Annotated in this window: 5 protein-coding genes and 5 pseudogenes; all 10 read right to left on the minus strand. The window is 50.4% G+C overall.

Annotated features, from left to right (window positions below; all coding sequences use genetic code 11):
* Nucleotides 1–168: 168 nt before the first annotated feature.
* The 10 genes and pseudogenes from recA to JCM17471_RS07695 all read right to left on the minus strand — a co-directional run bounded on the left by recA (nucleotide 169) and on the right by JCM17471_RS07695 (nucleotide 12667).
* On the minus strand, nucleotides 169–1254 hold the full coding sequence (gene recA, locus JCM17471_RS07650; protein ID WP_054777419.1) for a recombinase RecA: 1086 nt from the start codon (nucleotides 1252–1254) through the stop codon (nucleotides 169–171).
* 86 nt (nucleotides 1255–1340) lie between these two features.
* The gene (locus tag JCM17471_RS07655; RefSeq protein ID WP_054777420.1) at nucleotides 1341–2588 is read right to left on the minus strand and encodes a competence/damage-inducible protein A; all 1248 of its coding nucleotides are present in this window, start codon (nucleotides 2586–2588) and stop codon (nucleotides 1341–1343) included.
* Between the two features lie 127 nt (nucleotides 2589–2715).
* Nucleotides 2716–3293 (minus strand): annotated as a pseudogene (pgsA, locus tag JCM17471_RS07660) (CDP-diacylglycerol--glycerol-3-phosphate 3-phosphatidyltransferase).
* An 11-nt stretch (nucleotides 3294–3304) separates the two neighbouring features.
* Nucleotides 3305–4195, minus strand: a complete 891-nt coding sequence (locus JCM17471_RS07665) for a helix-turn-helix domain-containing protein (RefSeq protein WP_054777421.1) — start codon at nucleotides 4193–4195, stop codon at nucleotides 3305–3307.
* A gap of 84 nt (nucleotides 4196–4279) precedes the next feature.
* Nucleotides 4280–5004, minus strand: a pseudogene (gene ymfI, locus JCM17471_RS07670) (elongation factor P 5-aminopentanone reductase).
* Entirely contained in the window at nucleotides 5004–6296 is a 1293-nt protein-coding gene (gene yfmH / locus JCM17471_RS07675; protein ID WP_054777422.1) for an EF-P 5-aminopentanol modification-associated protein YfmH, read from the minus strand. The pseudogene ymfI and the gene yfmH overlap by 1 nt, the downstream one beginning before the upstream one ends.
* Nucleotides 6283–7550 (minus strand): annotated as a pseudogene (yfmF, locus tag JCM17471_RS07680) (EF-P 5-aminopentanol modification-associated protein YfmF). Before yfmF ends, yfmH begins: the two are co-directional and overlap by 14 nt.
* 108 nt (nucleotides 7551–7658) lie before the next feature.
* Nucleotides 7659–9965, minus strand: a pseudogene (locus JCM17471_RS07685) (DNA translocase FtsK); the annotation flags it as partial.
* Nucleotides 9966–10166: 201 nt separating this feature from the next.
* Nucleotides 10167–10556 (minus strand): DUF1149 family protein, encoded by a 390-nt coding sequence (locus tag JCM17471_RS07690; protein ID WP_054777448.1) that lies wholly within the window; start codon nucleotides 10554–10556, stop codon nucleotides 10167–10169.
* A 69-nt stretch (nucleotides 10557–10625) separates the two neighbouring features.
* A pseudogene (locus tag JCM17471_RS07695) lies at nucleotides 10626–12667 on the minus strand (DNA topoisomerase 3).
* Nucleotides 12668–12674: the final 7 nt, after the last annotated feature.

The raw sequence follows: 12674 nt of genomic DNA on the forward strand, positions 1-12674 counted from the left end.
TGGGGCAATAAAAGGCTTCCAACTTACTCGATCACCTGATCCTGCTTGCTTTCTCCGTTGCCGATTAAAACAACACTTCAACGCAAAATGTCTTCCAGTTCAAAAAAAGAGACTGTACCAGACCCGATTGGATCAGCACAACCTCTTTTCACGTATTTTAACTCGCGCTTATTCTTCTTTTTCGCCGTCAAACAGTTCGGTTTCAGCAGCCTTAGCATCAGCAGGCTTTTCTGCCGCCTCAGCATCGTCACCTTCAACCGCACCGTCCATGCCATAAGCGGCACGAACCTTGGCCCGAATTTCGGTTTGAACTTCAGGATGTTCGACAAGGTAAGTCTTGGCATTCTCACGTCCTTGACCGATACGATCGTCTCCATAGCCATACCAAGAACCCGCCTTAGAGACAATGTCCTTTTCAACAGCCATGTCGATCAATTCACCGGTCTGTGAAATCCCTTGACCATACATGATATCGACTTCAGCCACTCGGAATGGTGGCGCAACCTTGTTCTTGACCACTTTGATCTTGGTCCGGTTACCAATCACATTGGTCCCGTCCTTAATCTGTTCAGCGCGCCGCACTTCTAAACGAACGGTCGCGTAGAACTTCAATGCACGGCCACCAGGTGTGGTTTCGGGGTTACCAAACATAATCCCAACCTTTTCACGAATCTGGTTGATAAACAACGCAATGGTCTTGGTCTTGTTGATTGAGCCCGAGAGCTTACGCAAAGCTTGTGACATCAAACGCGCTTGTAAGCCCACATGCGCGTCACCCATTTCGCCTTCGATTTCGGCACGTGGAACCAAGGCAGCCACGGAATCGACAACCACAATATCAACGGCACCAGATGAAACTAAGGCATCAGCGATTTCCAAGCCTTGTTCCCCTGTGTCAGGTTGTGACAGCAGTAATTCATCGATATTGACCCCTAATGCGGATGCATATTTGGGATCCATCGCGTTTTCAGCATCGATGTAAGCGGCTGTCCCGCCTTGTTTTTGAACTTCGGCTACCGCGTGCAACGCGATTGTCGTCTTACCAGAACTTTCAGGTCCATAGATTTCAACAATCCGGCCACGAGGGAATCCGCCTACCCCGAGCGCTTCATCGAGTGCCAGTGAGCCACTTGAGATCGTTGAGATCCGTGTATCGACCTTGTCACCCATGCGCATAATGGAACCTTTACCGAAGTTTTTTTCAATCTTCTTTAATGCGGAGTCTAATGCTGCTTTTCGTTCGTCTTGAGCCAAAACAAGCCCTCCTCTGTAATTATCATATATTTATGATACCTTTCTCAGCGGGGAATAGCAAGAAAAATCGAACAAACGTTCTGTGATTAATGTTTCTCTTTCAGTTGCTTCAGCAGATCAAACAATCCGGTCTTAACCGCACGATAGCGCACATCGTGGCGGCTACCTGGGAAGTGATAGAGCGTTGCAGTTGGTTCTTGATTGCGCATCGCGATACCAATCCACACGGTCCCAGCGGGCTGGCCTTCCAACTCATCGGGACCTGCCACGCCGGTGAAGCTAATGGCAATATCCGCATCCGTTTGTGTGAGTGCACCCGTCGCCATTTGTTTGGCCGTGGCCTCACTCACAATGCCTTGTTGCTCTAATGTCGCTTGATCGAGCTTCAAGAAACTTGCCTTAGTAGCTGGCGCATAGGTCACAAAGCCACCATCAAAGACAGCGGAGACGCCTGAAACATCGCCCAGCGTCGCCTGAAAAGCACCCGCGGTCAAACTTTCGGCCGCCGTCACATGTAATTGTTGTCGTTTCAACTCGTTGACAACCACATCGACTAACTCAGTGCTGTCACCGTAGCCATAGAAATATTGCCCGACCCGATGCATAATTTCGGCTTCCAGTGGGTCTAACAGCGCATTGGCTGCTGCCTCATCGCCCGCACTCGCTGTGATCCGCAGTGTCACTTCATAATCCTTGATGTAAGTCGCTAGGGTCGGATTCGTTTGATTATCAATGAGATCTTTGAGCTGTGTCACGAGTGCTGATTCACCGATACCAAAGAACCGCAACACACGGCTTTGGATGATCGCGTCACTGTGCAGCTGTGCGGCTAACCGTGGCACCAATTCATTTTGGACCATGGGCTCAAATTCCTTAGGTGGGCCAGGTAACAGAACAAATTGTGTGTTGTTGAACGTCGTCATGGCGCCGACCGCTAAGCCCACCGCATTCTTCAGCGGTTCAGCATCGAGTGGCAACATCGCCTGTACCCGATTGTTTGGTGTCAATTCTTTTTGCTGTTGTTCGCCCCATGCAATAAGTTTTTGAATCGCATCAAAATTCACGACGAGTGGCTTACCGATGTGCTGTGCCAGTGTTTGCTTGGTCAAATCATCCTCGGTTGGGCCAAGGCCACCGATCAAAATAACCAGGTCAGCGCGGTCTTCGGCCACACTAATCACCTTATCCAAGCGTTCACCATTATCTCCAACAACTTGTTGATAATGACTGGTAATGCCTAGCGCGGTCAATTGCTTGGCCATGTAGCTGGCATTCGTATTCACAATCTGACCCATCAAAATCTCGGTGCCTACTGCAATAATTTCTGCTTCCATTCTTCCACCCTCATCTCTAAGATTCGCAAACCGCCTTCAGTTTAGCACGAGTCTGCGTGAATTTCTTGTTCCAACTTTGATGCCACAAAATAGAGCTGAGACACGGTGTCTCGAGCTCTATGCTTGGTTAAAATGAATCTGAAAAGACGCTGCGGTTCTTGTAGAAATATTCCACGCCGGAGTAAATCGTGAAGAACACCGCGATATAAAACAGAATCAACGCCATTGGGATATGCAAAGCAGCAAATCCCGCATTGTTGATCATCAACAAGATAATCGCCAACATCTGCGTCGTTGTCTTAATCTTACCAGGCCATGCCGCAGCCAGCACTTCACCCTCATTAGAGAGTAATAAGCGCAGGCCAGTAACGGCAAGTTCACGCCACAAAATGACGGCCGTTGCCCATGCAGGCACTTGGCCCGCTGCTGTTAAGTAGATAAAGGCTGTCATTACCAACAACTTGTCCGCCAGTGGATCGGCAAACTTACCGAAGTTCGTGACCAAGTGATTGGCGCGCGCAATTTTGCCGTCCGCCAAATCCGTCAGTGATGCCACCACAAAATCAACATCGCGATAAACCAGCTCAGCGCGATCTTGGTTCCAAGAATCGTGATGCTGCCTGCTGGCCAATTCAGTGCGAGCATGAGGGTAAAAATCGGAATTAAAATAATCCGCCCCATGGTTAACTTATTGGGTAAATTCATCTCAGTGCCTCCTAGTTTGCGGCCGTGGCCGTAAAGGTGATTGTGCGCACGATGCTGTCGCCGCCTTGAAGATCGACATTCGCATCATTCAACTTGATGCTTGTGACAGGTGCGTTACCAGATTTGACTTCAAATGAGGTCACACCGTCCGCAATGGCGACCGTTTGTGGGGCACTCTCTGAAACAGAGCCCTGCCAAGTGGTTGTGCCATTGACAATCACAGAGATCCACGCGGTTGCACTCGTTGTTGACAAGGTTAACTTATTGCCGGTCTTAGGCAAGTTGGTTACCGTGACAGCTTGGGTTGCACCCGTTGCTGCCGCTGCCTTGACGCTCAACTTGTTCTTATCAGCTTTATCGCTGCTGCTTGAAGACTTACTTTCGGTCTTCTTGCTGCTTGCACTTGAGGTCTTCTTACTGCTTGAAGACTCACTTTGCTTAATGGAAACACTGGATGAATCAACTGGGATTGCTGGCTTGTTATTGGATTGTGATTGCCGAATCGTGATGACGTAAACGCCCGCAATGATTAATAAGGCAATCAGTGCAATCACGATTTGTGGTAAGTAGCGCTTAAAGAAGCTTGGCTTAGCCGCATCACCTGAACGACTCAAACGACTGTAGCTCTTTTCAGCTGGTTGCTCAGTCGCTTCAGGTTGCTGTTGCGGTGCGGGCACGTCTTCTTGAAACTCGTTCAATAAGGCGTCGCCATCTAAGCCAACCGTCTGTGCGTATTGTTTGATAAATGCTCTCACATAAAAATCACCGGGAAGCGCATCAAAACGCCCCTCTTCAATCGCAATCAAATAGCGCTTTTGAATTTTTGTGATTTGTTGTAAGTCATCAATGGTATAGCCCTTTTCAGTACGGGCTTCCCGTAATTTTTGCCCAATCTCATCCATTTGTTTTCTTCACCTGCTAGCATAATATGTTCAATTTTCAGTATAACATGAATCAAAGAGCGGATAAATTAAGAATTACTATAATTACGCTAACCAACCGCCTGTGACGTACAGTGTTTGTCCCGTCAGATAACTCGCATCGACTTGCATTAACATGTTCACGTAGTAACTCACATCCGCTGGTTGGGCCAAGCGTGCGGCCGGAATCTCTTCCTTTACCGCAGCGAGTGTTTCCGGATCAAACATCGCATTCATCTGCGTGTCCACGGCCCCAGGTGCCACCACGTTAACCGTGATGCCCAGACTGGCAACTTCTTGCGCATAGGCGTGAACAAACGCCGATTGCGCGCCCTTGACGGTACTGTACCCGACTTCCATGGCGGAACCACTGGCACCGTATACGGAACCGATAAACACGATCCGACCGTGGCCACTGCGAGCCAGTGTGCGCTGCAGTGACGTCAGCAACAGCATAGGCGTCAGCAGATGCACCTGCATCAGCGCCTGTAACTCGGCTGCAGTTGAGTCCGCAAACAGGTGATAATACGTCTGGCCTTGCGCAAAACAACAGCATCAATACCCACTAATTGGGCAGCAAATGCTGTGGCCTCACTCGGCTGCGTGAAGTCATACGCCACCGTCACAAAATCCTGCTTGGGATAGTGCGTTGCCAGATCGCGCTGCAGCGCATCAACCTTAGTCTGGTTGTGTGTGTAATGCAGATAGAGTGACCAACCCGCTTTGGCCAATCGTTGCGCAATAGCGCCACCGATATCACCGGACGCGCCAAAAATCACCGCCATACTCATTATTCAGCCTCAGGCACAATGTGGAACACCGATACAGCATCCACATTGAAGAATTCAGCAGCACTCGCTCGCAAATCAGCCAAGGTGATGGCCTCGAGCTGACGCGGAAAGTCAAAGATGCTGGTTTCACTGAAGCTCTGCGCACTGAGTTGATTGCTGATACCTTCCAGTGAATTCAAGGATTGATAGTACTTCCCAATGGCTGCCCGCTTGAGTTGGTTGAAACGCGTTTCGTTCAATTCTGGCTGTTCGGCACCCTTGGCGATGACATCGATGACGGCATCTGAAAATACGCCGGCATCGGCCACGTCACCACTGATTGTCGCGAAGTTGTACGTATCGGCTGTGGTGAAATCAAAATCAAAGGAATCATCAACAATGCCCTGATTGTACCAATCCAGATACTGTGTCGAGGAATCGCCAAAGACCGCTTCAAGTAAGAGGCGAATCGTCAGGGATTGCTTCATGCCTTCAAATGTGTCAGCAATCGGTGTTAAGCCCTTAATTCCGACAATACTCTTGGGACGCGTAATCGGCATCTCCAACAAACGATATGGCAGGATGGTGGTCACATCGTAGTCGGGTTCAACTCCACGCGTGAACGGTTGATTCACCAACTGCTTCTTGGCTTGATTGCTGGCAACTAATTGCGCAATCGCCTCAGGGTCAACATTGCCGACCACCGTCAGCGTCATGTTGCTGGGCTGATAGAAGGTCTGATGCACTTGATACAGCATCTCCGGCGTGATTTTGGCAATCGATTCCTGTGTCCCGGCGACATCGATACGCACCGGATGCGTCGGATAGAGATTACCGATCATGCCAAGATACAGCCGCCAATTAGGATCATCTTGATACATCTGAATTTCTTGACCGATAATGCCCTTTTCCTTATCCACCGATTGTTGGGTGAAATAGGGATCCTGAACAAAATCCAACAAGATTGTCAGGTTCTCGGCGACAGCATCCGTTGTTGAAAACAGGTAGCTGGTCTTGGTTGTCCCCGTGAAGGCATTAGCACTCGCACCCGTTTGGCCGAACAGATCAAAGGCATCGTGATCCGCCTTTTCAAACAACTTGTGTTCCAAGAAGTGCGCAATGCCATCCGGTTGGGTGACAAATTGGGTCTCGCCCGCGGGCATAAATCGGGTGTCGATAGCGCCATAGTTGGCCGTCATCATCGCATAGGTCTTGTGATACTGTGGCTTGGGCACAATCAACAGCGTCAGCCCATTATCGAGCACTTGGCGGTAGAGCGATTCGCCAACGTCAGAATAATCAATCTTCTCCATTGTCTTGCCCTCCCGTGAGTAAATAGGTCGCTTCTAATGTCATTTGTGCGGCACTGGCTTGAATCATCGACTTGGTGACCTGGTTGACACCCGCCGTGAACGTCTCAAGGTCCATCGGTGCATTAGGCACCAATGCTTGATACAGCGCCTGATTGCTCAAGAAACGCGGATTGTCGTAGGCTGCCAAGCGATGGTTCAGCAGGCCATCCTTAATAATTTGAATTTGTTCGTCGGTGAAGTCACCGTCAATTAATTTTGGCGTTGCGCTTCAACCAGTTCGGTCACGCGCGCAACAGAATCCGCATCAATACCGGTTTGAACCAGCATAAAGTGACGCAGCGCATCTAATTGGGAACTCGCGTAATATGCCAGGCTCTCTTTTTCACGCACATTGGTGAAGAGCAGGGACAGCGGTGAGCCACCAAATAATGATTCCGTGACGATGGCCGCATAGTAAGCCGGGCCAAAGTCATCGATTGCCACATGGTAACCGAAGTTCAACTTGGCCTGATTGACGTTAGCTTGCACGGTTTCACTGCGTTGTTCGCCGATTTCGTGGTCATACGTGGCCAGTTGATTCAGCTCGGCCCGGGGTGTGAACGCGAATTGCTTGGCCAGACGAATCACGTCTGCCTCTTCAAACTGCCCTAACACTGTGATTTCGATTTGATCTTCTTGAATCATCTGTTCATAGTAAGTGGCCATTTGTTGCGCATCTAACGTCAACAGATCCTCGCGGCGACCAAAGCTTGGCGTTGCCTGATCGGGATCGGAGGCAAAGTAAAGCTGCTGCAGTCCTAACGCTGCTTGGGTCTGCCGATCATCATCAAGCGAAGCCAAATAATCAGCCAAATTCTCGCGTTCGCGCTCGAAAGTCGCTTGATCAAAGGCCCCTTCTCTAATATTTGGCCGCAGCAAAATCCGCGCCAAAAAGCCAAAACCGTCCGCCATCAACGTGGTATCACTGAAGCGATCTGCAATCAAATTCAGCGTTGCAGAAACGCGGTGCAGCCGGCCTTCCCGGGCCACGCCGATGCCAAAACTGGCACCGAACATGTTCTCGAGATGAGCCGATAACTGTGCTTGTGTGGGGTAATCTTGACTATTTGTCTCTAATAAGCTGGTTAACAGTGTCCGCTTAGTCACCGTTGCTTGTGCTAACGGAGCAACAAATTGGACGCTAATACGTGTTGTTTTAAACTGATTCGTTTGAATCAGATTCAGGTGAACACCTGAAGTTAATTCGATTCTCAAACGTTGTCGTCCTTTCAGGTTTAAATGACGAAGCCAAAATCGGCCGTCCTAGGTCGTTGTCTGTCACGAATACGCTCATCATACCAGACCAAACGCGCAATTGAAAAGTCAATCAGCAGGCTGGTTGGGGTCACCTGGAACGTGAGTCGCATACACTTTGCGTGGTTTACTGCCCTCACTCTTACCGATAATCCCATGATCTTCCAAATCATCGATCAAGCGTGCCGCGCGATTGTAACCAATACGGAAATGGCGCTGCAAAAGCGATGTCGACGCCTTTTGTTCTTGAATGACAAAGGCGACGGCATCTTCATAATACTCATCCTCAGAGCTACCATTCTCGCTCGTTTCAACTTGATCGCTGGGTTCCATTTCTTCTTCGTAGGCCGGTTCCACCTGCTTGGTGATCGCTTGAACGACCGCTTCAACATCCGCCGAATCGATATAGGCGCCTTGAATCCGGACAGGTTTGTTGGCATCAATCGGTTGATACAGCATATCACCGCGACCCAACAGCTTTTCAGCGCCGTTGGCATCAAGAATCGTCCGTGAATCAATCCCAGACGACACCGCAAATGCGATCCGTGATGGGATATTGGCCTTAATCAGCCCGGTAATGACATCCACACTTGGCCGCTGTGTCGCGATAATCACGTGAATCCCGGCAGCCCGGGCCATTTGGGCCAACCGCACAATCGCGGTTTCGACCTCGGCACCGGCGACCATCATCAAGTCACTCAATTCATCGACAATTACCACGATGTACGGCATCTTCGTGAGTGTTGGATCATCACTTTCGGCCACCTTCTTGTTGTATTCGGTCACATTCCGGACACCACCAGCGGCAAAACGCTCGTAGCGACTTTCCATTTCCCGAATCACATTGTTGAGGGCGCTCGGTGCCTTTTTGGCCTCGGTCACAACGGGCGTCAACAAGTGTGGCACCCCGTTATAGACGGAGAGTTCCACCTTCTTGGGGTCGATCAACATGAGCCGCACATCACTCGGCTTGGTCGTCATCAAAATACTGGTGATGATGACATTGATGACAACCGATTTCCCAGAACCAGTGGCCCCCGCAATCAACAGATGAGGCATCTTGGTCAAATCAAAGGTCACCACTTGGCCATTCAGATCTTTCCCTAAAGGAATCACTAATGGCTTGTCGGGGTGACTCGGGGTTGCGGCGAGCACTTCGCGGTAACCGACCATCGCGACTTGGCGGTTAGGCACTTCAATCCCGATTAAGGATTTGCCCGGAATAGGCGCTTCAATCCGGATATCTTTTGCTGCCATGGCGAGTGCCAAGTCATCCGCGAGGTTCACAATCTTGCTGACCTTCACCCCGATGGCGGGTTGAATCTCGTATTGCGTGATGGCCGGTCCCAAGGTGGCGGATTTAACCGTCACATCGACGCCAAAACTGCTGAACGTCTGACCCAGGATTTGGCGGTTGTGCTTGATAATATCGTATTCATCTTTTTGATCCACTGGCGGTGTTGGTGTCAGGAGATCGATATCTGGTAACTGATACGCATCGGCCTGTGGATCAGCCAAGCTTGGTATCGCTGTGGCTTTGTCATCTGCTTCTGGTTCTGGCTCGGTGGTGCGCTTCACCGGTGCTGGCGTCGAAGGTGTGTCCGGTTTAGCGGTATGAATCGTGAAGGCATCATCAGCGACAGTGTCTGCCGTATCAGGTGCGGACGCTTCCGGTTCCGGCATCACACTTGCCACAGGTTTTGGTTTCAATTTTGATTGTGTTTTTGGCTTAGGTTTGCGTTCCGGTTTAGGCAATGTGGCAAAACCATTGATCACACCTTGCCAACCGCGAACGAGGCCCTGCCCGCAGCGACCCAGAAACTGAAAGAGCTGTTGCGGTGAGACGTTGAAGAAGCAGAGCCCGCTGATCAAGATGCCAAGACTGGCTGCCAGGCGGGTGCCAATCGGTGCAATCAACGGCAGTAAAAAGCCGCTCAATACACCGCCCAGCATCCCACCACCAACACGGGTGCTGGTCGCCATGACCATGAAGTCATTTTGCAGCAGATGCCATGTGGCAATAACGTAGTGGCTGTGAATGTTTAATGTATCAAAGAGCTGCACACTCAACAGCGTCAGCACGCTGATAGCGAGCACCCCTGTTCCCACCAGGATACGGGTGGCAATCAGTGGCAGTTTGCCTGACATCAATAACCATAGGCCCAGGGCGCTGAAGCCCACTGTCGCCACCAAATAGAGGTCGCCGACAACCAACCGAAAAACATTGGCCAGGAAGACCCCCATGATGCCTAATTGAAATGTTGCGAGTAAGCCGACAACGAGGAAGGCGGCCCCAAGCCAATTGAGTGTATGATTGACCTTTTTAGCCGGGCGTTTGCGCGGTGTCGATTTACGAGCTGGTCGTTTACGTGTTGTTGCGCGGCGTTTTTTGTGCCATGAATCTTCCTCCCTTTGCGGATTCCATTATATCAGTCGTTGCACGCAAAAGCGATGTGGTTAGCGCTCAAATTTGCCCGTATGTAAACAAAATAAAGGTTGTGGCACCCCCTTGTGGGCGTCACAACCTCTATTTTATTGCGAATCACTCAGCTTCAAACCCCTGCGTATATCAGTTGACTAGTCAGCCGCTTTGAAATTCAGTGAAATGCCTTGATCTAAGGCAACAGCTGTCACCTGATAGGTCAACGTTTCAATGGTTTCAACCAAGGGCCGTGATAACTTGGCGAGATCTTCTTGGGCGATGTCTTTGGGTTCGCCAAAGAAATCGAGAATCTGAACCACACGAGAAATTTGGCCTGAAATTTGGAAGCCAGTATTTTCTGGCACCACGTTGAATGGCACCATGATTTCATACATATTGCCCGCTTTTAATTCATCCTTACGTTCAGGATCGTTGGGTTCAACTTGGCGCATTGCCACCTGAATATCCTGCTTGACTTCGGCATCCATGCCGACCAAGTCGTAATGAAACGCATTAACTACAATTGCAAACTTCTTTGTTTCCACTAACGCCACCTGCTTTCGCATTGTTTGTACACCTTTGAGCGTACCGCATTGCCGCTAAAAATGCCACTGCTACTGATTCTTCATCGCAGCTTTTAACGCAGCAGCTAATGGACTTTCGGCTTCTTCATCAGGCTTGCTGTAGCGATCGATCAGCTTGCGTTCTTCACGTTTGTTGACGCGCTTAGACTTGCCCTTAGCTTCCGTCATTGCTTCGGTGTTACCGCAGTTTAAGCACTTGAAGTAATCGCCCTTGGCACCTGTGAGAATCACCATCTTCTTGTGGCATTGTGAACAGCGGTGATTCGTCACCTTAGGATCGCGATAACGCTTGTAGTTGCAGCTTGGATTCGTGCAAATCAGAAGAACACCTTGCTTGGTCTGTTTCTCTTTCAAAAGTGAATCGCAGACCGGACAGTGTTTTTGTGTGAGGCTGTGATCTTGATAGGTTGCCGTGCTACGTTTGATTTCGGCCACTAAGGCCGTCGTCTCCTGCTTGATATCTTGCATGAAGGTTTGGCGCTTGAGCTGACCACTCTCAATTTGCTTGAGACTGGCTTCCCACTTGGCGGTCAAATCAGGCGTGACCAGACGTGAGTTCACCAGCTTGAGCAGTTGATTGCCCTTTGGCGTCATCAACAAATCGCGGCCCTGTTTGCGCATCAATTCGCTGCTCTGCAGTTTTTCGATGATGTCGGCGCGCGTTGCCGGTGTACCCAGCCCAAATTGATCCATCTTGCCCAGTAAGGTGGCTTCGTTCAATCGCGGCTTCGGTGTCGTCTTTTTGGCCGTCCGGTTGGCATGGCCTGTGAGCTTTTCGCCCACCTTGAGCGGCGTCACATCCGATTTCGCCACGTCCTTGAATCCCGGATCGACCACCGCGGTCTCCCTCAAGGTGAGTGACTGCTTCCCGGCGGTCAGTGTCACGGTATAAGTGGTGGCTTGATAAGCCGGCTTGAACAGATCCAAGAATCGATCGGCAATCAGGCGATAAATCCGTAACTCATCTTGATCCAGCTTGCTGGCATTTAACACCTGTTCGGTCGGAATCAAGCCGTAGTGATCACCCACCTTGGCATTGTTAAAGACATTATTAGCCGGTTGTTGACTGCTGAAGCTGCGTGCCTCTGGCCGGTATGGACTCATTGCGGCCAAACGTGCCGTCAGTGAACCCTTCAGATCCGTTGTCAGATACTTGGAATCCGTCCGCGGATAAGTGACCAATTTTTCACGTTCATACAGATTTTGCAGATAATTGAGTGTCTGCTTGGGTGAGTAACCAAACTTTTGGTTGGCTACCTGCTGCAGTTCATTCAAGTCGTATGGCAGTGGTGGCAATTCCTTGTGGGCTTTGGTCTTGATGGCCGTTACCGTCAATGACTGCTGATCCAGCTGACTCACCAGTGCTTGCGCGGCATCCGCTGAGAGTTTTTGATCGAGTTTGGCTTCACCGCGATCAGTGGCCACGCTCACCTGGTAGTAGGTTTCCGGTTTGAACGCATTGATCTGTTGTTCACGCTTCGCCACAAAGCCAACGTTGGCGTCTGCACCCGGCCCGCTGACAATGAGTCATCATACTTAATCGTCAGTGCCCGACTGACATTGAGACCAACCAACCAATCGGCTTCGGCCCGTGCCAGCGCCGCTTGATAGAGATCGTCATACTCCTTGGCAGGTTTGAGCTTGGCAAAGCCTTCACGAATCGCTTGATCCGTTTGCGATGAAATCCAGAGCCGTTTGATGGGTTTCTTGAACTGAAGGTAGTTGAAGATGTAGCGCGCCACGAGTTCCCCTTCACGCCCCGCATCAGTCGCAATCACTGCCATGTCGATATCGCTGCGTTTGGCCAGACTCTTGACCACCGCCAATTGGCTGCGCGTTTGCTTGAGTGGTGTTGTTTCCAAACGTTCGGGAATCATCGGCAGGGTCTCAAACGACCATTCTTTCCACTCCGGATGATACTGTTCCGGCATTTTGAGCGTCAGTAAGTGCCCCAGCGACCACGTCACCAGGTAGCCATTGCCCTCAAAATAACCATGATGTTTCTGTTTTGCGCCCAGCACCCGGGCGAGTTCCGCCCCGACGCTAGGTTTTTCAGCTAAGACGAGCTTCATGTTATGC

This window comes from Lacticaseibacillus saniviri JCM 17471 = DSM 24301 (assembly GCF_001311785.1).
GTDB classification, from domain to species: Bacteria; Bacillota; Bacilli; order Lactobacillales; family Lactobacillaceae; genus Lacticaseibacillus; species Lacticaseibacillus saniviri.

Coding starts and splice junctions, on each gene's coding strand:
- JCM17471_RS07655 (WP_054777420.1), bottom strand. CDS start 2,588: ATGGAAGCAGAAATTATTGCAGTAGGCACCGAGATTTTGATGGGTCAG.
- JCM17471_RS07665 (WP_054777421.1), bottom strand. CDS start 4,195: ATGGATGAGATTGGGCAAAAATTACGGGAAGCCCGTACTGAAAAGGGC.
- yfmH (WP_054777422.1), bottom strand. CDS start 6,296: ATGGAGAAGATTGATTATTCTGACGTTGGCGAATCGCTCTACCGCCAA.